This is a genomic window from Actinoplanes sp. URMC 104 (assembly GCF_051386375.1).
Taxonomy (GTDB): Bacteria; Actinomycetota; Actinomycetes; order Mycobacteriales; family Micromonosporaceae; genus Actinoplanes.
On the sequence record NZ_JBPQTO010000005.1, the window covers coordinates 1 to 20,181 of the forward strand.

The window sequence follows — 20,181 nt, forward strand, 5'->3', positions numbered from 1 at the left end:
GGGCGCGTCTCGAAGTGGGTGTGTTGATCATCGATAGACGAAGAGGTCTCCGGTAAAGGGTTCATCGACGAAGAAGAACCTTGAATACCGGAGACCTCGTGGCCACCTTAGCGGTGACGAGGCGGTTCGATCTGACCGACGCACAGTGGGCGCTGCTGGCGGCGTTGCTGCCTGCGCCGAAGCGGTCAGGTCGGCCGTCGCGATGGACGAAACGGCAACTGATCGACGGGATCCGCTGGCGAGTACGCACGGGGGCGCCGTGGCGTGATGTGCCAGACTGTTACGGCTCGTGGCAGGCGGTCTATGCAGTGTTTCGGCGCTGGCAGCGCGCCGGGATCTGGGCGCAGATCGTGACCAGACTGCAGGCCCGCGCGGATGCCGCTGGTCTGATCACCTGGGATGTCAGCGTGGACTCGACCATCGCCCGGGCCCATCAACACGCAGCCGGAGCCCGTAGCGATGTTCAGCGTGAACCCGCCGGCGGGGTCAGACCGGAGCCGACCGATCATGCTCTAGGACGTTCACGCGGTGGCTGGACCACGAAGTTGCATCTGGCCTGCGAGCAAGGTGGTAAGCCGTTGTCGATGCTGCTGACCGCGGGCCACCGTGGTGACAGCCCGCAGTTCGCGCCTGTGCTCGCCGGTATCCGGGTGCCACGCTGCGGGCCTGGCCGCCCACGGGTGCGCCCTGACCTGGTCCTGGCGGATCGGGCCTACACCTCACGCGCGAACCGGGGCTACCTGCGTCGACGCGGGATCAGGGCCTGCATCCCGAGCAAGACAGACCAGGACGCCCACCGCTTGGCCAAAGGCTCACGCGGTGGGCGCCCACCCGCATTCGACGCTCAGCTCTACCGGCAACGCCACGCCGTCGAGTGCGGCATCAACCGCCTCAAACGACACCGCGCAGTCGCGACCCGCTTCGACAAACTTGCCGTCCGCTACGAAGCCACCCTGCACATCACCGCGATCAACGAGTGGCTACACGCACTTCGAGACGCGCCCTAGCTCGGCCCGGTTACCCACCTCAGCCTGACGACCGGAACGGCTGCCGCAATCACCGTGGACACGCTCTTGGCGACGAGGCTCGTCCCGGCGGCCATGCCGGCGACAGAGCTGGCAGGCGTGTCAACGAACGACATCCACGTCGCTGCAATCTCACCCGCGACCCCCGCGCGGCACCAGGCGAAGGCCGCCCTGGCGGCTCATGTGGAGGAGCTTGACAAGGACGAGATGGCGCCCGCTCTCCCCGGCATTTCGACATGAGGGCATCGGATTGCGCAGTTGCACGGCTTGACGCTGCCCGCCCGGACCCATGCACTGCTGGCGCGGGTAGACGACGCCGTGGGCGGGCGGTTGACTCGCAGGCATGACTCCTGATGAGCACCGCGCCCGCGCCGAGGAAATACTCAATCGCGCCGGCGGGCTGTACACAGCCGTTGAGCGCCACGAGGTGGACGATGGTGCGAGAGAGGCGATCCTCGCCGAGATCCGAGCGATCGGCTCGCTCGCCCAGGCCCACGCCACCCTGGCGGTGCACCCGGCGGCCGGTGGAAGCGGCCCGCGCCAGGCGCACAGGCCCACCTCCGACGATGTCGCCCTGCCGACCGGCAGGCTGGGCGGGCGCGGCACCTACCAGCCGCCCGCCGACCGGGACGGTTTCCGCATGACGCTCCCGCCGGACGATGACGACACCCTGCCCTATTCGGCGGGAGATTGACAAATTCCGGCCAACGAGCGCCTGGACATGGACGGCGACTAACCGTCGCCGCCGTTAGTTCGACCAGTGGCGTTGAACGTAACTCGCGCGACTTCGGCAATTGGGCGCGGCCGTCACCTTCATGCCGCCCCAGGGTCAGCTTGAGCGTGTGAGTGTCGGCAAGACGTCGCGGCGAATCACCCAAGGTGATGCGTTCGCTCCGCCGCGACTCGGCCAGTGCCCGTTCCTGCATGCCGGGAAGCTTCAATGCGTGGCGGGCGGCGCAGCCCCGCCCGCGGCGACCACCATGTCGGTCACCCCGTCGCCGTCTGCTTGAGCGTTCGCGCCTGGCCGCCACCGGTGTAATTCACCCATACACTGATGCCCGTACCGGGCGGCGGCCTACTTCGTGCGGTTCTCCCCAAGCGATCCGCCGTCGTCCGGGCCCAGCAATATCAACACCGCTCGCGTTGAGCGAGTCCTAACCAGTGCAAGTCCCGACAACATCACCGTCGTAACGGCCGGCTTGCCGCCGGGCAGCAACCACAGACACGCGCTGGACGACGGCCGTTCCGCCTTGGTTTGCTGGGGCATGACCCCCGAACAGCACCGTGCCCGCGCCGAGGGCTACCTGAGCGATGCCGAACACCTCTACGACGGCTTCGACGACCTCGACGCTGCAACGGTCGCCCATCTCACCATGCTCGGCGCGCTCGCCCAGGCCCACCCACTACCGGCCCAGCCCGCCCCTGAACGGGCGATGCAGCCCGGCACCGCCGCGCGGGCGCCCCGCGATGACGGCAGCGTCACTGAGGCCGCCGCCCCCCGTCGCGAACGGGCAGCCGTTAACAGATCAGCTCCGTACACGCCCGTGCCCATGCCCGCACTGCCCCGCCCGCCGGGCGAGCAGCTACCGCCCACGCCGGGCGGCATATACCGCAGCCCGCCAAGCCACGTGCCCACCAACGAGAAACTGGACATGGACACCGGCGACATCTAGCCGCCACCAACTCCGCGGCGACGCACAATCCGGCCCCGACGTGCGGGCCCAGCTCGCGCCTGCGGCACGGTGTGACCACCGTCGGATACCGTCGATGCCGGGCGGAAGAACAAGGAGGCATCATGTGCGGTCGGTACGCGTCGTCAGCTCGCCGACCCGACCTGCAGCAGCTGTACCACGCCGACGGCCCGGGTGACGGTGTCGAGCTGGCGCCGTCCTGGAACGTCGCCCCGACCACCAAGGTCTACACCGTCGTGCAACGCCACGACGGCGACCGGGACGTGCGCGAGGTCCGGGCCATGCGGTGGGGGCTCGTACCGTTCTGGTTTAAGCCCGGCACCGACCCGAAGACCGGCAAAGCCAAGCGGATGCCGTCGTTGCACAACGCCCGCGCCGACCGGCTCGCCACCGCACCGTCGTGGCGCGGCCCGTTCGCCAGGCACCGCGCGATCATCCCGGCCACCGGTTACTACGAATGGCTCACCGGTCAGGACGCCGACGGCAACGCCTACAAACAGCCCTACTACGTGCACCCCGCCGGCGGCATGCTGTCGTTCGCCGGGCTGTACGAGAAATGGGCCGACCCCGACAAAGACGCCGACGACCCCGACCGCTGGCTGTGGTCCGCGGCGATCATCACCCACCACGCCACCTGGCTGGCCGGCGAGATGAACGAGCGCACCCCGGTGATCCTCCCGCCCGAGCGCATCGACGCCTGGCTCGACCCGGCACTGACCGACAAACAAGCCGCCCACGAACTGATCACCGGCATCGACTACGCCCCGCTGCAGGTCCGCGCGGTGTCCACCGCGGTCAACAAGACCGGCCGCGGCGCCGCCCGCGGCCCCGAGCTGATCGAGCCCGTCGACGAGCAGGGCGACACGGTACTGCAGTTGCAACCGGCCTGACCGCTGTGTGCCCGCCACCGCCCTGCCCAGCCGGGTGCCACCCGGAGCGGCGTGATGGGCGGACATCTCCTCGACGAGCACGCCGCGCGGGCCGTGTCCGAACGACCTCACGGACGCGACGCGCGCTTTCGTCGGCTGAAACGGATACGCCATGAAGCGCCTTCCGCCGGACGAATGCTGTTGCCCCTGCGTGTGGCCCGTCGACCGTTCCGGCTCTCTCTCACCGGCTGCGAGCCCGCGCGGAGCTGGGTAGTACGGTGACTGCGATGGCACACGACGACCGGGTATCCGCAGCGCTGGTGACCGGCGCCGGCAGCCCAGACGGCATCGGGTTCGCCATCGCGGCGGACCTGGTGGCGGCGGGCTTACGGGTGGCGCTCACCGCCACCACCGGCCGGATACACGAACGCGCAGCGGAACTCGGCGCCGGCACGGTCGGATTCATCGCCGATCTGCGCGACCGGGACCAAGCGCGCCGGCTGATCGACGACGTGCACGCGGCAGTGGGAGAGCTGGACGTCTTGGTCAACAATGCCGGCATGGCTCAGACCGGCTACGCCGACGAATCCGCCGAGCTCACCGACCTCGACCCGGACGAGTTCGACCGGCAGCTCGCCATCACGCTGACCACCTGCTTCACCGTGACCCGCCTCGTCATGCCTGGGATGATCAGACGTGGCCGCGGCCGGGTCGTGAACATTTCCTCGGTCACCGGCCCGTTCGTCAGCGTTCCCGGCCAGTCCGCCTACGCCGCAGCCAAGGCCGGTATGGACGGCCTCACCCGAACATGGGCGCTGGAGGGTGGCCCGCATGGGGTGACCGTCAACAGCGTCGCCCCGGGCTGGATCGCGACCGCGTCCAGCACACCGGAGGAACTGCGGGCCGGCACCGCGACGCCGGTGGGCCGACCGGGACGGCCCGACGAGGTGGCGGCAGCGGTCGCATTTCTGGTCTCGCCCAGGGCTGGCTACATTACCGGCCAGGTCCTGGTCGTCGATGGCGGGAACCAGTTGGATGAGCGCCGCGCTTAAGCCCGACTCGTCCCGGCGGAGACGGTGCGACCAAGAATGTTAAGTTCACGGAGTCCTTGAACGGAGACACGAACGAGCGCACCCGGTGATCCTGCCGCCCGAGCGCATCGACGCATGGCTGGACCCGGCCATAGCCGACAAATAGGCCGCCCCGAAATTGATCACCGGGACCGACTGCCCGCTGCTGCAGGTCCGCAAGGCATTCACCGCCGTCAACAAGGCCGGCCGCGGCGCCGTCCGGGGCCTGGAACTGATCGAGCCCGCCGACAAGCGCGGCGACAGATCCGGGTGGCTGCGCCACTGCCTTACGCGCCGCTCGGCCCCCTCGTCGGTTCGCAGCCTGGTCGATCATCCTTCGGGCTGCGGTCGCCATCTCGATCGACTCGCTCGCGCTGATTGAATTGGTTGCGCTTGTCGCGTCGGTCGCCTCGGAGCCGGCGCCAAAGCTTCGCGGCGCCAGTCCCAGAAGGCCCGGCGGACCGGGCGGCGGCTAATCTAGCCCGGCCGATAAGGGCTGCAACACGCCGCCAGAGCAGGTCCTGCGCCCCCATGGTGCCCCCAATTTGCAGAAACCTCGCCAGGTGCTGGATCTTTGCGTCTCGTTTATGCAGCTCAGTGGGGGTGCGGTGGACGCCGCCCATTTCCGGCTTTAGGTCACGCAGTTCTACCGGCTCTTCGGCCCGGACTTCCCCGCCGAGGGGCAGCCGTTCGACCGCCAGTCGATCAAGAGCGCGTTCGAGCTCGACCCCGGCGCGGTGCTCCCGGCCGGCTCCCGGGTGCGGCTCACCGGCCGCTCGTGGTCGGCCGCGGGCCGCATCCGGCACGTCGACGTCAGCACCGACGGCGGCGCGACCTGGCGCCGCGCCCGCCCGGTGGGCCCGTCGATCGACGGCGCGTGGCAGCGCTGGGAACTCGACTGGCGCCCGGCCGCGGGCAGCCACGTGCTGCAGGCCCGCGCCACCGACGTCCGCGGCAACACCCAGCCCGACATCGCGCAGTTCAACACGCTCGGCTACCGCTTCGACGCCGTGGTGAAGGTGCCGGTGACCGCTGCCTAGCGGACGCTGAGGACGGGCTGCCCCTGCTGCACCTCGAGGACGGCCCGTCCGCCGAGCGGCTTCGCGAGCGTCACGGTGGCCGTCCGCGCGTAGCCGACCGCGAGGCAGCCGTAGTTCTCGGGGTACTCGCCGGTGTAGGGCTGCTCCCGGATCAGCACCGCGACCGCATTCCGGGACTCGACCGCCTCGGCCGTGTAGTCAGCGCCGCAGGGCTGGTCGGCGCCCCGCTGCGGGCCGGTGAACTTCACGGTCATCCGGGTGCCCCGCACGTGCACCGACTCGGCCACGGCGCCTTCGGGGATCCGCTCGGGGTCACCGGCCGGCGGATCGACCCGCAGCGGGCTGCCGCCCTTGAACGCCACCCGGGTCACCCGCAACTTCGAACCCGCGAGCGTGTACTCCCACGCCGGAGCCGTGGCCTCGCCCCGCGTGGTCATGGCGCGCATGGTGGTCAGCCGGGCGCCGATCACCTTCACGATGGGGCAGCCCTGGCAATCGGCCTGGTTGGTGAGCTGCAGCTGGGCGAGGGCCTGGCTCGCCGAGAGCAGCCGCACGGTCAGCGGATCGCCGCTGCGCCACACGACCGTCCCCGTCTCCCGCGGTGCCAGTGGCAGGGTTGCGCCCGCCTCCAGGCGACCCGCCGCCGCGATCCGCTGGAGCCGCTCACCGCCCGCGCCGATCACGTCGGTGTCGCCGCCTTCCACCGGGATGAACGGCCGCGCCACGAGGGCCTTCTCGTAGTTGCCCAGCACGACCCGGGCCCGTTCCCGCAGCCGGCGGTCGTTGTCCGCGCGGCCCGGCCTGCTGACCGACGGCCTCGGTTCGGCGGCGTACGACGCGCCGGCCGACGGCCCGGGCCCGGCGGCATCTGCCCCGGCGCCGGCGCCGCATCCGGCCTGCAGGCCCACGAGAGCTCCCACCAGCACGAGCCGTTCCAGCCGACGCCGCCTCGTCATCGCCACTCCCCCGCGTTGTCGCCGTGACCGCTGTTTCGACGTGCCCGCCCTTGATCCGGCTCCCGCCCTTGATAACGGAACGCCGTTCCGGTTAACGTAGCGGAACAGAGTTCCATTTGACGTGAGGCGACAGCATCATGACACAGCAGCAGCACCCGCTGGGTACCGGTTTCGACGCGTCGGCAACCGCCGACGACGTGCTCGCCGGGATCGACTTGAGCGACACCAACGTCATCGTCACCGGCGGCAACGCGGGCGTCGGGCTGGAGGCGACCCGGGCCCTCACCAAGGCCGGCGCATCGGTTACCGTGGCCTCGCGCGACCCGGACCGCGCCGCCCGGTCGATCGCCGGCATCGACCGCGCGCGGTTCGCCCGGCTCGACCTGCTCGACCCCGCATCGATCGACGAGTTCGCGACGACCTGGCTCGCGTCGGCCCGGCCCCTGCACATCCTGATCAACAACGCCGGGGTGCCCGCGCCGGCCCGGCGCACCGTGGACGCGCGCGGCTACGAGGTGCAGTTCGCCACCAACCACCTCGGCCACTTCCAGCTGACCCGGGCACTGCTGCCCGCCCTGCGTGCCGCGCACGGCGGGCGCGTGGTCACCGTGTCCTCCGGCGCGCAGCGGCTCGCCGGCATCCGCTGGGACGATCCCCACTTCACCTCCGGCTACGACCCGACGACCGCGTACGCCCAGTCGAAGACCGCCAACGTGCTGTTCGCCGTCGAGCTCGACCGCCGGTACGCCCCGGAGGGCATCCGCGGCTACGCCGTGCACCCCGGCATCGTCGTCGGCACCTCGCTCAACGCCGCCGCGGGCCGTGACGCGCTGCGCGCCCAGGGCCTGATCGACGACGCCGGCCGCCCGATCATCGACCCCGCGCGCGGTCAGAAGAGCCCGCAGCAGGGCGCCAGCACGCTCGTGTTCGCGGCGACCAGCCCGCTGCTGGCCGGCATCGGCGGCGTCTATCTGTGGGACAACGACATCTCGCCCGTCAACGACGACCCGGTCACCGCGGAGTACACGACCGCCGACGTCGCCTCGCACTCGATCGACCCGGACTCGGCCCGCCGCCTGTGGGAGCTCAGCGAGCAGCTGCTCGAGCGGTAGCTCGGCAACAGGATCTGCCCCTAAGGTGGCGTCCATGATCGACGATCCGTACGAGACCGCCTGCGAACTCCTGCAGCAGGGGCGGGTGGACGAGGCGCTCGTGCTGCTCCGCGCGGACGCCGATCCCGATGATCTCGAGGCGCACGCGTTCATCGCGCAGACCCTCGCCGAGTACGGCCATCTCGACCACGCCCGCGCGCAGTGCCGGGCCGTCGCCGAGCGCGGTTACGACCGCCCGCACAGTGCTTGGGCCGGCATGTACGAGTCGGCGGAGCTGCCCGCCGATGCCCTCGCGGCCTGGCAGCAAGCGGCCGCCGCCGGGGAGACCCACGCGCACCACAACCTCGCCTCGCTGCTCGCGACGATGGAGCGGCTCGACGAGGCCGAGGTGGCCTACCGGGCCGCCATGGCGGCAGGTGACACGCACGCGGGCAGCGGGCTCGGCCAGGTGCTCGCGAAGCTGGGCCCGATCGAGGAGGCGATCGCCGCCTACCGGCTGGCGGCCGGGGACGACGGGATCGCCCCGTGGACCCTCGGTCCGACGCTGGAGGAGGCGGGCCGGACCGAGGAGGCGATCGCGTTCTACCGCGAGGCGATCGCCGCCGGGCACGACCACCTGCGCCCGCGCCTCGTGCGCGCCGTCGAGAAGCAGGGACGCACGGACGAGGCGCTCGCGCTGATCCGCGAGGCGATCGAGGGCGGCGACCCACGTGCGTACACCGCCCTCGGTCACCTGCTGGCCAAGCACGGCCGCCACGAGGAGCTGGCCGCGGTCGCCGCGCGGACCCCGAGCCGGCACGACCGGCTGCGGCTGGCGAAGGGCGCGGAGGCGTTCCAGCCCTAGGGGCCGACCGGCTCGTCGCCGCGCAGGGTGATGCGGTGCATGACGCGGCGCTGGGTGCCGTAGTCGCGGTTGGCGTAGTGGGCGGTGCTGCGGTTGTCCCACATCGCCACGTCGCCCGGCGCCCAGCGGTGCCGCACGATGTGCTCCGGCTTGGTCAGGTGGGCGTAGAGCAGGTCGAGGATGGCCCGGCTCTCGAACTCCGACACCCCGACGATGTGCGAGGTGAAGCCCGGGTTGACGAAGATGCCCTTGCGGCCTGTCTCCGGGTGCACGCGGATCACCGGGTGCTCGATGGGCTCGAGCTTGGTGACGACCTCGCCGTCCCACTCGTTGCCGCGGCCGCCGCGGCGCTGGGCCAGGTAGTAGCCGAACTCGCGGTTGCCGTCGTGCACGGCGGTGAGCTGGTCGACCATGGCGCGCACCGGCTCGGACAGCGAGTCGTACGCCAGCTGCGCATCGGCCCAGTTGGTGTCGCCACCGGTCGGCGGCAGCGTCACGGCCCGCAGGATCGAGCCGAGCGGCGGGCGGCGCACGAACGTCACGTCGGTGTGCCACACGTCGGCGAAGCCGTTGTCCGCGCTGTCCAGGGCGTACACCTCGGGGTGTTCCTCGTCGACCCCGGCCACCACCGGGTGCGAGGGCGTGAGCTCGCCGATGCGCCGGCCGAGCGCCACGTGGGTGTCGTCGTCGAGCGCCTGGTCGCGGAAGAACAGCACCTTGCGGTCCACGAGCGCGGCGCGGATGTCGGCGATGTCCTGGTCGGAGGCCTTGGCCAGGTCGATCCCGTGGACGATCGCGCCGAAGTGCGGCGACAGCTGGTCGAGAATCATGCGGACACCTCGTTCCGTACGGCGGCGCCTACCTCGGCGCGCAGGGCGGCGAGCTCCGGCAGGCCGCGGATCTCGTCCGGGGCGAGCCCGGTGCGCGGCAGGCCGATCGGCAGGTCGAGGGCGATCCGGCCGGGGCGCGGCGTGAGCACCACGACCCGGCTGCCGAGGAAGACCGCCTCGTCGACGCTGTGGGTGACGAACACACACGTCCGCCCGGTCTCGTGGCTCACCTGGCGCAGGTCCTCCTGCAGCCGCTCGCGGGTGAGCGCGTCGAGCGCGGCGAACGGCTCGTCGAGCAGCAGCAGGGGGTTGTCCACCGCCAGCGCGCGGGCGATGGCGACGCGCTGCTGCTGGCCGCCGCTGATCTGCCAGGTGCGGCGGCGGGCCACGTCGTGCAGGCCCACGCGGGCCAGCAGCTCGTCCACCCGCGCGGGGGTCACCTGCTGGCCCGCGTACTTGAGGGCCATCGCGACGTTGCCGCCGACGCTGCGCCACGGGAACAGGCGCGGCTGCTGGAAGACCAGGCCGGCGCCGCGCCCGGGCACCGGCTGCTCGCCGGCCGCCCGTACGGTCCCGAAGGTCGGCTCCTCGAACCCGGCGATCAGCCGCAGCAGCGTGCTCTTGCCGCAGCCGGACGCGCCGACCAGCACCAGGAACTCGCCCTCGGGCACGGTCAGGCCGATCGGCCCGACCGCGGTGACGTCGCCGTAGCGGTGCTCGACGTCGTCCAGGACGATGGCGGGCTCAGCCGAGGACACCGGGCAGGCCCTTCACGTAGACGGCCTTCTGCACGTCGGCGAGCGACGGCACGGCGTCGATCTTCTGCTGGTTCTTGAGGAACTCGGCGGCGCTGACCAGGTTGTCGGCGAGCTTGCCGACCTTGCCCTCGGTGCCCAGCCACTCGTCGCTGGCCAGGTCGGCCGGCTTGAGGAAGACGCCCTGCGAGATCTGGTCCTTGGCCTCGGCGGGGCTGAGGTTGAGCTCGGTGCCGATGGCCTTGGCCGCGGCGTCGGGGTCCGAGGCGATCAGGTCGAGCGCCTGGGCCTCCACCTTGCGCCACGCGTCGACGGCCTCGGGGTGCGCCTCGATGAACGCGGTGGTGACCACGCCGAGGTCGAGGGTGGGCTTGCCGGCCGTGGCGAGCTGGCGGCTGGAGATGAGCACCTTGCCGGTCTTCTTGATCTCGGCGAGCGTCGGCAGCCACGTGTAGGCCGCGTCGAGGTCCCCGCGCTGCCAGGCCGCCTGGATGTCCTGCGGCTCCAGGTCGACGATGTTCACGTCCTTCTCGGCGACGCCGGCCTTGTCGAGCGCGGCGAGCAGGCTGTAGTGCGAGGTGGAGGCGAACGACGTGGCCACCTTCTTGCCCTTGAGCCCGGCCACGTCGGTGATGCCGCTGCCGTTGCGGGCGACCAGCGCCTCGTTGTCGCCGGCGACGTCGAGGACGAAGGCGACCTGGTACGGGATGTTCAGCGGCGCCGACAGGCCGCGCGCGACCGGGCTGGACCCGATGGCCGCGATGTCGATGCTCTTGGCGACGAACGCGGTGTTGATGCTGGCGCCGGAGTCGAACTTCGTCCAGGTGATCTGGTAGTCCGGCAGCGCCTTCTCGAGCAGACCCTGGTTCTTGACGATCAGGTCGCCGCTCGGGAACGCCTGGTACGCGATGCGGATCGTCTTCTTGTCGGCGGCCGCCCCGCCGCCCCCGCTGGCGGCGCCGTTGCCGCACGCGGCCAGCGACAGCAGGGCGAGTCCGGCAATGATCTTCTTGAGCACAACGATCCTATCTATGCACGGCCCCGCCACGGGATCAGCCGGTTCTCGGCCGTCCGCAGCAGGGCGTCGATGAGCAGGCCGGAGAGGCCGATGGCGAACAGCCCGAGCACGACGACGTCGGTCTGCGAGTAGCGCTGGGCGTCGCGGACCATGCCGCCGATGCCCGGGACGCCGTTGATGGTCTCGGCCGCGACGACCGAGCTGTACGCGATGCCGACCGCCAGCCGGATGCCGGTGAAGATCTCCGGCAGCGCGTTCGGCAGCGTCACGTCCCGGATGACCGCCCAGCGGCCCGCGCCCAGCGCCCGGGCGGCCTCGACCAGCCCGGTGGGCGCGCCCTGCACCGCGGCGGCGGTGGCCACGGCGACCGGCGGCAGCGCGGCGATCGACAGCAGCCACAGCTTCGGGGTCTCGTCGATGCCGAACCAGATGATGAACAGGCTGAAGTACGCCAGCGGCGGCAGCGCCCGCACAAACGTGACCACCGGCTCGGTGACCACCCGCAGCCAGCCGATCACGCCCATCAGCACGCCCAGCACGAGGCCGCCGGCCACGCCGATCGCCGAGCCGATCAGGATGCGGCGCAGGCTCACCCCGAGGTGCTCGATCAGCAGGTGCCCGCTGTAGCCGCGGATGCCGTCGTGCACGGTCGAGGTGACGATCAGCTGATGCCAGACGGCGCCGGGCGAGGGGATGAACGTCGGGTTCTGCGTGGTCCGCGCGGCGAGCTCCCACAGGCCGTAGAGAACGACGAGGGCCAGCACCCGCAGCGCGAGCCGGCGCCGCCGGTCACCCCGGGGCGCCAGCGGGGAGCGCCGCCGCACGGCGGATTCGGCCGGCGCAGCGGGCGGCGCGGTGAGCGATGTGGTCACGCGCCAATTCCTACCCGACCGATCAAGTTTTAGGAAGCCACCGTCCCGCCTGCTGGACAGCCGCGAGCGCGCGCGCCGCCGCCTCCTGCTCTCGTCGCGCGCCCACCCGCAGGTACAGCCGCTCCGCCTGCCGATACAGCGCCTCCGCCTCGGCCTCGCGCCCGTCGGTCCGGGCGACATGGGCGAGCCCGAGATCGCACTTGGCCACGCCGTGCAGGTGCCCGACCTGCTCGTACAGCGGACGGGCCTCCATCAGCCGCTCGGAGGCGGCGCGGTGGTCGCCCCGCTTCAAGGCGATCCAGCCGATGTCGGTGATGGTGTTGGCCACACCTCGCACATGTCCGCCACGCTCGTAGAGCTTGCGCGCCTGCCGGTAGCCTTGCTCCGCCGCGTCGAAACGCCCTTCGTCGAAATCGACGTCGGCGAGTCCAGCTATGGCATCCGCCTCGCCGATGACGTTCCCGCTGCTCACAAAGAGTTTCCGGGCCTCGGTGTAGGACGTCCAAGCCACCATCAGCTCACCTTGGGCGCGTGCCACATGTCCCGAGCCCTTGATGCAATCCGCCCAGCCCTCGAGGTCGCCGATCGCCTGAAAGTGTTTGTTGGCGGCGTCGAAGTGCCTCCTCGCGGCGTTCAGGCGGGCACGGACGAAGTCCACGTAGCCCCGGCACCTCGACACGTGTGCCATGCGTCGCCGATCACCGATCCGGGCTGCCGCCTCGGCCGCGGACGCCAGGATGTCGGTCGACCCGAGTCCCGAGAAGCGGATGAACGAGGCGATGGAAACCGCCGCATCGATGCTCGGCCCGGGATCGTCGTCGTCCAGGCCGAGGCGCAGCATGGCTGCGACGTTGCCGATCTCAGCTGCGAGCAGCATGCCTGCGGCTGCGCCGCCGGCCTGGCCTGCCCGGCGGCCGAGGTCCTCGCCCCGCCGCCGGTACAGCGTGACGGCTCGAGCAAGGTCGTCACGCCCGGGCGGGTAGTTGCGGAAGACATAATCGGAAATCGGTTGCAGCACGCGAAGACGGTCGTTATCGGTGGAGGCAAGGCCGACCCGGCGCAGACTGCGTGCGGCGTCCTCGCCCTCGCCGGGCAGCAGCAGGTCCAGGTCGCCACGGGCGACGCCGTCGGGCAACACGCCGATCAGGGCGAGCAGTCGACGTGCCTGCGGCGTCGTCCGGCTGCTGTTGATCGACAGCTCGAACGACACCCGCCTGTCCGCCTCGTGCGGGCCACCGCGCTGCAGTTGTTCGCCTCGTTCCTTGAGCCACCGCTCGCGGAGGTCATCGAGGTTGGACTCCCCCCTGGGCTTGCCAGGCAAGCAGACTGATGGTCAGCGGCAACCCGTCCTGCGCCGCGATGATCTCGTCGAGGTGCGGATCGTCGGCGAAGCCGTGCCCCGCCTTGTCGAGGAACAAGCGGCGGCCGTCCCGTGGCGACAGTGGCCGCACCTCGATCGGCTTCTGCCAGGGCACGTAGTCAGGCCTTTGCCGGCCACGGATCGACGCCACCAGAGCGAGCCCCGAGACCGCGGCGAGGCGTTGCAGCAATGCCTCGGTGCCGTCGGGGTCCGCTTCCCACGGCGTGTCGGCGTTGTCCAGCACGACGACCGACGGCGCCCTCTCCAGGAGCGCACAGATCTGCGGAAGCGGGTCCGCTGGTCCGGTCCGTACGTTGAGGCTGGTCGCGAGCATGGCCAGCACCGCCTCGGCCGACAGGGCGCCGTTGCACCGGACCCAGTAGCGCCGGGATCCGAAATGCTTGACCACTCGGGGGTTCCGCAGCGCCTTCACACAGATCGCGGTCTTGCCGATCCCCGGGCCGCCGATGACCGGAACGGGGCGCTTGGTTTTCGCCAGCAGATGCCGGACCAGACGCTGGACCTCCTCGCTGCGGCCGAAGATCGGGAAGTCGGCCGGGACATGCCCGACGGCGACCGGCGCAGGCTCTTCGGCGGCAGTCGCCGGATAGGGCGGCTCGGCGCCCGGAAAAGGCGGCTCGGCGCGGGGGCGTCCGGCACCGCGCACCTGGGCCAGCACGAGGTCGCGCGCGTCCTGCCTGCTGAGGCCGAACAGGTCGAGATAAACCCGGCTGGCCAGCAGCGGATCCTGAACCGGGCAGTCCTCGACACGGAAGGGGAGCAGCGGAGCCTTCCCGTCCTCCTCCGTTCGGACGGCGGCGGTCCACTCCTGCCGACAGTAATGAGACGCGGCATAACTGCGAGACAGCAGAACAATCGTCCGGTCGGCATCACGCAGAGCGTCGTTCATCTTGGCGAGGAAGACGTCGCCGCCGGAGAAATCCCAGTCCTGCAGGATGACGCGGTACCCGGCAGCTTCCAATTGCCAGCCGATCCACCTGGCCCACGGAACGTCAGGGCGGGAATAGCTGATGAAGGACGTCTGCACGCGAGCCGTCATGTCGATGATCGCCGCCGATCCGGAGGAGAGGGCGCACCGTTTGTGACCTCGCAAGTGTACCTGGAGCACCTCCACCGAAGGCGTCGTCGACCGTCCGGCGGACCTCAGACCGGCACGGTGACCAGGGGGCGGCCGGCGAACGTCTCGACCTGGACGGCGGCCACGTCGTCGGGGGTCACCAGGGCCGCGCCGTCGACCGAGCCGCCCTCGGCCTCGGCCTTCTTCGAGACCAGCCAGCTGCCGGCCTCGCGGCGCGAGCCGTCCTGGGCGATCACGTAGAGGCGGCACTGCTGGCCCGCGGCGACGCCGCTGACCTCGGCGTGCACGCGCACCCACCCGGCGGCGGGGACGACGGCGACGGTCATGGTGGCGCCGGTGGAGGCGTCGGTGGCGGTGGCCGTACGGGCGTCGGCGGGCAGCGTGGCAGCGGGGGCGGCCTCGACCGCGGGGCGCGACGGCGCCGTGCTGCGGCCGAGCAGTGCGCCGCCGCCCAGGACCGCGACGGCTGCGACGGCGGCCGCGGCCAGCCAGACCGTCCGGCGTACGCGGTCGCTGTTGGTCCGCTCCTGCGACACCTGCCGCAGGGTGCGCTGCAGCAGCAGGTCACCACCTTCGGGCGGGCCCTCGACCAGCGCCTCGGGCGGCAGCTCGCCCAGCACGGCCTCGATCTCGCGCAACTCGCCGAGCTCGCGCCGGCACTGCGGGCAGCCGTCGAGGTGGCTCTGCACCCCGGCCCGCTCCTGCGGGTCGAGCACCCCCAGGACGTACGCGCCGAGCAGCTCGTTCTCGTGCTCGCTCATCCCGCTGCCCCCTCCGCGACGACCCGGCCCGGCGGTTGCTCGGCGATCGCCTCCCGCAATCGGCGCAGCGCGTAGTAGCTGCGCGACTTGATCGTGCCCGCGGGCACGCCGAGCGACTCCGCGGCCTCGTCGACCGTGCGGCCCTGGAAGTAGATCGCGCGCAGCACCTGCTGGTGCTCGTCGGAGAGCTTGCCCATCGCGCCCAGCACGACCATCGAGTCGACCACCGCGTCGGCGTGGTCGCCCGAGACCGCCGTGCTGCTGACGGTCTCGGCCACCTCGGCGGGCCGGGCTTGGCGCGCGCGGTGCCGGTCGATGGCGATGTTGCGGGTGATGGTGAACAGGTAGCCGCGCACCGAGCCCTTGTCCTCGGTCAGCGCGCCGGGGTTGCGCCACGCCCTGATCAGCGTCTCCTGCACCACGTCCTCGCCCAGCGCGCGGTCCCCCATGAGCCGGGTCGCGTACGCCAGCAGCGCCCCGCCGTGCTCGTTGTAGAGCCGGCGGATGAGCACCTCGTCGGCGCTGCTCTCGCGCCTGCGCGACCACGAAGCCATTCCGGTCCTCCCCCGCCTCAGCCGACCCGCACGATCGTGACCGTGTCGTCGTCGCCGTTGGACACGTACGCGAACCGCCCGTCCGGGGCGACGGCCATGGTCCGCGGGCTGCGCCCCACCGGCACGGTAGCGGTGACCCGGCCGGTGCGCGGATCCAGGACCGACACCGAGTTGCTGCCCTCGTTGACCGCGTACGCGTGCCCGCCGTCGGTGGCGAACGCCGCGGCCTGCGGTTTCGTGCCGACCGGGAAGGGCCCGCGCCGCCGCAGGGTGACCGCGTCGACGACGTCGACCGCGTTCGCCCGGAAGCAGGCCACCACGACCGTACGCCCGTCGGGGGACACGGCCAGGCTGTGCGGCGCCGCGCTGACCGGGATCGAGCGGATCCGCCGGTCGGTGCGCATGTCGATGGCCGACACCGTGCTCGACTCGTGGTCGGGCGTGAAGGCGCGCTGCCCGTCCGCGTCGAACGCGACGGCGTGCGGGTTCTGCGGCACGAACACCCGCCCGGCGAGCGTGCGCCCGTCGGCGGCGTAGATCTCGACGTTGCGGCCGCCGTGGATCGGCACCCACAGCCGTCCGTCGGGGGCGACCGAGAGGGCGTACGGCTGCACGCCCGTCCGCAGGTACTGCAGGGCGATCAGGCGCCGGGCGTCCAGGACGGCCACGCCGCTGCCGCTGAGGTCGTCCTCGTACATCGAGACGAACACCCGCGCGCCGTCGCGCGAGACGGCCACGAAGCGCGGCGTGTTGCGCAGCGGCACGGACCGGACAGCGCGGGAGGCGAGGTCGACCACCGACAGGACCCGCTCGCTCTGGTTGGCGACGTAGAGCGTGCGGCTGTCCGGCGAGACCGCCACGCCCTCGGGCTCGTCGCCCACCCGGATGGTCCCGGCGACGGTGGGCTCGTCGAGGCTGGTCAGCCGCGGGGCGACGGAGGTGCGGGCGCCGGCGTCCCCGGCCGAGCCGGCCCGTTCTGCGCCGTCGCGGGAGGCGGCCGGGGCCGCGCCGGCCCGTTTTGCGCCGTCGCGGGCGGCCGGGGCCGGGGCGGGGCGGGCCTCGTCGCGGGAGGTGACGGCCGCGGCGATGCCGGTGCCGGCGAGCACGACGACCGCGGTGGCCGCCGCGACGACCAGGCCGACGCCCCTGCGACGCCCGGCGGGGCCGGCGGCGCGGACCGGGTCCGGCGGCGGCAGCGAGGACTGGAGGCTGCCCAGACCGGCGACGGCGCTGCGCCGGGCCTCGGCCGCCGCGCCGGCCAGCGGCACCGCGGCGACGTGGCCGGTCACCGGCAGGTCCGCGGCCCCGGCCGGGCCGTCGAGCGACACCATGCCGGTCAGCGGGCCGGCGCCGGGCAGCCACTGCACCTGCAGCTGGTCGCCGGCGATGCGGGCCCGCAGCCCCGTCCCGGTGACGCGCAGCCCCGAGGCCAGCGCCATCGGGGAGCCGTGGATGCGGACCGCGGCGGCCAGACGCGGCGTGCCGGGCGGGACGGCGCCGAAGTCGACCCGGGGCGGGTCGAGCGCGATCGAGGTCGCGGCCAGCGCCGCGCCGGCGGCCTCGCCCACCTGGCGGCTGTCGTCGGTGGCCAGCCGCACGAGCGCGGCCCGGGCGGCCACGGCGGCGTCGCGGTCCGCGCCGCCCGCCAGCTCGCGCAGGTCGGCCACGGCGGCGAGCCGCACGTCGCGGTCGGGGTCGCCGAGCCGCCCGGCGAGCCCCGGTGGCAGGTGGTCGGTCATCGTCTTCTCACCGCGCCCATCATGCGGCGACCGGTCAACCGGCGGAAGATCGGGTCAGTCGGCCGGGTGAGGCCGCAGCGGCACGACCGGGGCGAGCCCACCCCCGCTCGCCGGGCGTGGCGCCGCCCCCAGTTCCTGCCGCAGGCGTCTGGCCGTACGGCGCCATCTCAGCTCGTCGTCGTCGTCGTCGGCCGGGCCCTCGACGAAGGCCTCGGCGGGCAGCGCGGCGAGCGCTGCCAGCAACCGTCCGTCATCCCACATGCGCGGTGGTACGGACGCCGCCGCGCCCCGGTTCAAGCCGATCATGGCGCCGGCCCTCAGTGAACCGCGTCGCTGGGGCTCAAGTTCTCCCCCGGCGCGCCGATGACCGGACGTGAGGCACGGAAGGCTCTGGATCTGGTGGCTCGCGGCCGGCGTCATCGCGGTCGCGGGTCAGTACCTGCTGCCCGAGGGCAGCCTGCAGGCGAGCGCCGCCTACGACGCCATCGGTCTGCTGACCGCGCTGGCGATCGTGGCGGGCACCCGGCTGCACCGGCCGCGCCGCCCGGCGATGTGGCACTGGTTCGCCGCCGGCCAGATCACCTTCGTGCTCGGCGACATCACGTACGCCATCTACGACGCCGTGCTGCACCTGTCGCCGTACCCGTCCCTCGCCGACGCGTTCTACCTCGGCTCGTACCCGATGCTCGCGACGGGTCTGCTGCTGCTCGTGCGGCAGCACCGCAGCTCCACCGGCGACCTCATCGACGCCGCGATCGTGGCGACCGGCCTGGGGCTGGTGTTCTTCATCTTCGTGCTGCACCCGGTGGCCGCCGGCTCGGCCGCGTCGCTGATCGAGCGCGTCGTCACGGTCGCGTACCCGGTCGCCGACGTGCTGCTGATCGCCCTGCTGGCCCGGCTGTTCACCAGCGGCGGCGCCCGCACGCTCAGCGTGCACCTGCTGGTGGCCGCCCTGACGATGATGCTGGCCGCGGACACCGCGTTCTCCGTCATCCCGCTCTACTCCACGGCCAGCACCCACCCCACCGACCCGATGTTCCTGCTCTCGTACGTCCTGTGGGGCGCCGCGGCGCTGCACCCGTCGATGGCCGCGCCGCCCGCCACCGGCCGCGAGTCCGCGCGCGTCGGCCCCGGCCGGCTCGTGCTGTTCGGCATCTTCGCGCTGCTCGCCCCCGCGCTGCTGCTGGTGCCCAGCGTCGGCTCCGACCTGGTCGGCCGCGTCTCGGTCGCGATCGGCGCGGGCGCCCTGGTCCTGCTGGTCGTCGCCCGGATGTCCGGTTTCGTGTTCGAGGTGCGCCGCCAGTCCGCCGAGCTGTCCCGCGCCGCTATGCAGGACACGCTCACCGGCCTGGCGAGCCGCCGCCACTTCGAGGTGGCGCTGGACGAGGCGCTGGCCGCGGGCCGCCCGCAGATGGCGCTGCTCGGGCTGAACGGCTTCAAGAACGTCAACGACGAGCTGGGCCGCCCGATCGGCGACCGGGTGCTGGAGACCCTCGCCGGCCGCCTGTCCGCCGCGGCGCCGTCGTCGTGCCTGGTCGCGCGGCTGGGCGGCGACGAGTTCGCCGTGCTGTTCGCCGACGCGAGCGCCGAGCAGGCCCGCGAGGTCGCCGCCGCGCTGGCCGGCACCCTGAGCGCACCCGTCATGGCGGGCGGCCACGAGCTGTACGTGGGCGTCGCGATCGGCCTGGCCGGCGGGGCGGGCCTCAGCCCGGTCGAGGTCATGCGTCAGGCCGAGTCCGCGATGTACGCGGCCAAGCACACCGGCGAGCCCGTACGGCGCTGGACGCCCGCGCTCGACGAACGAGCCGGCGAGCACGTCCGCCTCGGCGCGGAGATCCGTACGGCGCTCGACAACGACCAGTTCCGCGTCGTCTACCAGCCCATCGTCGAGCTGCCGCGCGGCCGCGTCGCCGCCGTCGAGGCGCTGGTCCGCTGGGAGCACCCCACCCGCGGGCTGGTCAGCCCCGCCGCGTTCATCCCCGTCGCCGAGCGCAACGGCCTGATCGTCGAGCTCGGCGAGTGGATCCTGCGCACCGCCTGCCACCGCCTCGCGGCGTGGCGTGCCGAGCTGGGCGAGGCCGCACCCGACCGGGTCAGCGTCAACGTCTCGGCCCGACAGCTCGCCCGCCCGCACTTCGCCGCCACGGTAGCGGCCGCGCTCGCCGAGAGCGGGCTACCCGCCTCCTGCCTGGCCGTCGAGGTCACCGAGACCGCCGTCTTCGAGGGCGGCCAGGCCGTGGTCGCCCTGCACGAGCTGCGCGCGCTGGGCGTCCGGATCGCCCTGGACGACTTCGGCACCGGCCACTCGTCGCTGGGCCTGCTGCAGACCGTCCCCGTGGACATCCTCAAGGTGGACAAGTCGTTCGTCGACAACATCACCGAGGCCGGCCGTCACACCGTCATCGCCGAGGCACTGTTCCAGGTCAGCTCCGGGCTGGGCCTGGCCGCGGTCGCCGAGGGCGTCGAGACCGCGGCCCAGGCCGAGGCGCTGCACCGGCTGGGGTACCGCCTGCTGCAGGGCTACCACTTCGGGCGGCCGGTCGCCGACCCGGATTTCGCCCTGTCCGCGGCGATCGCCGGGTGAGG

At 72.3% G+C, this 20,181-nt stretch carries 21 protein-coding genes; 10 read left to right on the forward strand and 11 right to left on the reverse strand.

The genetic code is table 11. From position 1 onward, the window contains the following. Positions 1 to 98: 98 nt before the first annotated feature. The 7 genes from ACSNN8_RS19925 (at position 99) to ACSNN8_RS19955 (ending at position 5,695) form a co-directional block, all read left to right on the forward strand. A complete protein-coding gene (locus ACSNN8_RS19925) occupies positions 99 to 1,007 on the forward strand; it encodes an IS5 family transposase (protein WP_436649504.1) in 909 nt (302 codons plus the stop codon). A gap of 361 nt (positions 1,008 to 1,368) precedes the next feature. Continuing rightward, positions 1,369 to 1,719: a hypothetical protein gene (locus tag ACSNN8_RS19930; protein WP_436650771.1), complete on the forward strand. Its 351-nt coding sequence runs from the start codon at positions 1,369 to 1,371 to the stop codon at positions 1,717 to 1,719. A gap of 571 nt (positions 1,720 to 2,290) precedes the next feature. Continuing rightward, a complete protein-coding gene (locus ACSNN8_RS19935; RefSeq protein WP_436650772.1) occupies positions 2,291 to 2,698 on the forward strand; it encodes a hypothetical protein in 408 nt (135 codons plus the stop codon). A 122-nt stretch (positions 2,699 to 2,820) separates the two neighbouring features. Continuing rightward, on the forward strand, positions 2,821 to 3,606 hold the full coding sequence (locus ACSNN8_RS19940) for an SOS response-associated peptidase (RefSeq protein WP_436650773.1): 786 nt from the start codon (positions 2,821 to 2,823) through the stop codon (positions 3,604 to 3,606). A 266-nt stretch (positions 3,607 to 3,872) separates the two neighbouring features. Continuing rightward, positions 3,873 to 4,637 (forward strand): SDR family NAD(P)-dependent oxidoreductase, encoded by a 765-nt coding sequence (locus ACSNN8_RS19945; protein WP_436650774.1) that lies wholly within the window; start codon positions 3,873 to 3,875, stop codon positions 4,635 to 4,637. 157 nt (positions 4,638 to 4,794) lie between these two features. Continuing rightward, positions 4,795 to 5,037 carry a hypothetical protein gene (locus tag ACSNN8_RS19950; RefSeq protein WP_436650775.1) on the forward strand — a complete coding sequence of 81 codons (243 nt, stop codon included), beginning with the start codon at positions 4,795 to 4,797 and terminating at the stop codon, positions 5,035 to 5,037. Positions 5,038 to 5,392: 355 nt separating this feature from the next. Next, positions 5,393 to 5,695 (forward strand): hypothetical protein, encoded by a 303-nt coding sequence (locus ACSNN8_RS19955; protein ID WP_436650776.1) that lies wholly within the window; start codon positions 5,393 to 5,395, stop codon positions 5,693 to 5,695. Here ACSNN8_RS19955 and ACSNN8_RS19960 read toward each other — a convergent pair. After that, the gene (locus ACSNN8_RS19960; protein WP_436650777.1) at positions 5,692 to 6,651 is read right to left on the reverse strand and encodes a hypothetical protein; all 960 of its coding nucleotides are present in this window, start codon (positions 6,649 to 6,651) and stop codon (positions 5,692 to 5,694) included. The genes ACSNN8_RS19955 and ACSNN8_RS19960 overlap by 4 nt on opposite strands. 137 nt (positions 6,652 to 6,788) lie before the next feature. Between ACSNN8_RS19960 and ACSNN8_RS19965 the strand changes: the two genes are divergently transcribed. Together ACSNN8_RS19965 and ACSNN8_RS19970 are read left to right on the forward strand one after the other, a co-directional pair. Then, positions 6,789 to 7,763, forward strand: a complete 975-nt coding sequence (locus ACSNN8_RS19965; RefSeq protein ID WP_436650778.1) for an SDR family NAD(P)-dependent oxidoreductase — start codon at positions 6,789 to 6,791, stop codon at positions 7,761 to 7,763. 34 nt (positions 7,764 to 7,797) lie between these two features. After that, on the forward strand, positions 7,798 to 8,607 hold the full coding sequence (locus tag ACSNN8_RS19970) for a tetratricopeptide repeat protein (RefSeq protein WP_436650779.1): 810 nt from the start codon (positions 7,798 to 7,800) through the stop codon (positions 8,605 to 8,607). Here ACSNN8_RS19970 and ACSNN8_RS19975 read toward each other — a convergent pair. From ACSNN8_RS19975 to ACSNN8_RS20020, 10 genes are all read right to left on the reverse strand, one after another. Next, the gene (locus tag ACSNN8_RS19975) at positions 8,604 to 9,437 is read right to left on the reverse strand and encodes a TauD/TfdA dioxygenase family protein (RefSeq protein WP_436650780.1); all 834 of its coding nucleotides are present in this window, start codon (positions 9,435 to 9,437) and stop codon (positions 8,604 to 8,606) included. The genes ACSNN8_RS19970 and ACSNN8_RS19975 overlap by 4 nt on opposite strands. After that, positions 9,434 to 10,195 (reverse strand): ABC transporter ATP-binding protein, encoded by a 762-nt coding sequence (locus ACSNN8_RS19980; protein WP_436650781.1) that lies wholly within the window; start codon positions 10,193 to 10,195, stop codon positions 9,434 to 9,436. The genes ACSNN8_RS19975 and ACSNN8_RS19980 overlap by 4 nt, the downstream gene beginning before the upstream one ends. Next, positions 10,182 to 11,210, reverse strand: a complete 1,029-nt coding sequence (locus ACSNN8_RS19985) for a taurine ABC transporter substrate-binding protein (protein WP_436650782.1) — start codon at positions 11,208 to 11,210, stop codon at positions 10,182 to 10,184. The genes ACSNN8_RS19980 and ACSNN8_RS19985 overlap by 14 nt, the downstream gene beginning before the upstream one ends. An 11-nt stretch (positions 11,211 to 11,221) precedes the next feature. Further along, a complete protein-coding gene (locus ACSNN8_RS19990; RefSeq protein WP_436650783.1) occupies positions 11,222 to 12,082 on the reverse strand; it encodes an ABC transporter permease in 861 nt (286 codons plus the stop codon). A 22-nt stretch (positions 12,083 to 12,104) separates the two neighbouring features. Continuing rightward, complete coding sequence (locus tag ACSNN8_RS19995; RefSeq protein ID WP_436650784.1) at positions 12,105 to 13,292, reverse strand: tetratricopeptide repeat protein; 1,188 nt, start codon at positions 13,290 to 13,292, stop codon at positions 12,105 to 12,107. 73 nt (positions 13,293 to 13,365) lie between these two features. Next, positions 13,366 to 14,577 (reverse strand): TIR domain-containing protein, encoded by a 1,212-nt coding sequence (locus ACSNN8_RS20000; protein ID WP_436650785.1) that lies wholly within the window; start codon positions 14,575 to 14,577, stop codon positions 13,366 to 13,368. Between the two features lie 29 nt (positions 14,578 to 14,606). Next, on the reverse strand, positions 14,607 to 15,302 hold the full coding sequence (locus tag ACSNN8_RS20005) for an anti-sigma factor family protein (protein WP_436650786.1): 696 nt from the start codon (positions 15,300 to 15,302) through the stop codon (positions 14,607 to 14,609). Continuing rightward, positions 15,299 to 15,856 (reverse strand): sigma-70 family RNA polymerase sigma factor, encoded by a 558-nt coding sequence (locus ACSNN8_RS20010; protein WP_436650787.1) that lies wholly within the window; start codon positions 15,854 to 15,856, stop codon positions 15,299 to 15,301. The genes ACSNN8_RS20005 and ACSNN8_RS20010 overlap by 4 nt, the downstream gene beginning before the upstream one ends. A 17-nt stretch (positions 15,857 to 15,873) precedes the next feature. Then, positions 15,874 to 17,595, reverse strand: coding sequence for a YncE family protein (locus ACSNN8_RS20015; RefSeq protein ID WP_436650788.1), 1,722 nt, complete (start codon positions 17,593 to 17,595; stop codon positions 15,874 to 15,876). 54 nt (positions 17,596 to 17,649) lie between these two features. After that, positions 17,650 to 17,856 carry a hypothetical protein gene (locus ACSNN8_RS20020; protein WP_436650789.1) on the reverse strand — a complete coding sequence of 69 codons (207 nt, stop codon included), beginning with the start codon at positions 17,854 to 17,856 and terminating at the stop codon, positions 17,650 to 17,652. 112 nt (positions 17,857 to 17,968) lie between these two features. Between ACSNN8_RS20020 and ACSNN8_RS20025 the strand changes: the two genes are divergently transcribed. Beyond that, complete coding sequence (locus ACSNN8_RS20025) at positions 17,969 to 20,179, forward strand: putative bifunctional diguanylate cyclase/phosphodiesterase (RefSeq protein WP_436650791.1); 2,211 nt, start codon at positions 17,969 to 17,971, stop codon at positions 20,177 to 20,179. The last annotated feature ends 2 nt before the right edge of the window (positions 20,180 to 20,181 follow it).

What these genes read in the sequence shown, in the direction of transcription:
- ACSNN8_RS19930 (WP_436650771.1), top strand. Translation starts at nt 1,369, where the DNA reads ATGACTCCTGATGAGCACCGCGCCCGCGCCGAGGAAATACTCAATCGC.
- ACSNN8_RS19940 (WP_436650773.1), top strand. Translation starts at nt 2,821, where the DNA reads ATGTGCGGTCGGTACGCGTCGTCAGCTCGCCGACCCGACCTGCAGCAG.
- ACSNN8_RS20015 (WP_436650788.1), bottom strand. Translation starts at nt 17,595, where the DNA reads ATGACCGACCACCTGCCACCGGGGCTCGCCGGGCGGCTCGGCGACCCC.
- ACSNN8_RS20005 (WP_436650786.1), bottom strand. Translation starts at nt 15,302, where the DNA reads ATGAGCGAGCACGAGAACGAGCTGCTCGGCGCGTACGTCCTGGGGGTG.
- ACSNN8_RS19960 (WP_436650777.1), bottom strand. Translation starts at nt 6,651, where the DNA reads ATGACGAGGCGGCGTCGGCTGGAACGGCTCGTGCTGGTGGGAGCTCTC.
- ACSNN8_RS20020 (WP_436650789.1), bottom strand. Translation starts at nt 17,856, where the DNA reads ATGTGGGATGACGGACGGTTGCTGGCAGCGCTCGCCGCGCTGCCCGCC.
- ACSNN8_RS19975 (WP_436650780.1), bottom strand. Translation starts at nt 9,437, where the DNA reads ATGATTCTCGACCAGCTGTCGCCGCACTTCGGCGCGATCGTCCACGGG.
- ACSNN8_RS19935 (WP_436650772.1), top strand. Translation starts at nt 2,291, where the DNA reads ATGACCCCCGAACAGCACCGTGCCCGCGCCGAGGGCTACCTGAGCGAT.
- ACSNN8_RS20010 (WP_436650787.1), bottom strand. Translation starts at nt 15,856, where the DNA reads ATGGCTTCGTGGTCGCGCAGGCGCGAGAGCAGCGCCGACGAGGTGCTC.
- ACSNN8_RS19965 (WP_436650778.1), top strand. Translation starts at nt 6,789, where the DNA reads ATGACACAGCAGCAGCACCCGCTGGGTACCGGTTTCGACGCGTCGGCA.
- ACSNN8_RS19945 (WP_436650774.1), top strand. Translation starts at nt 3,873, where the DNA reads ATGGCACACGACGACCGGGTATCCGCAGCGCTGGTGACCGGCGCCGGC.
- ACSNN8_RS19970 (WP_436650779.1), top strand. Translation starts at nt 7,798, where the DNA reads ATGATCGACGATCCGTACGAGACCGCCTGCGAACTCCTGCAGCAGGGG.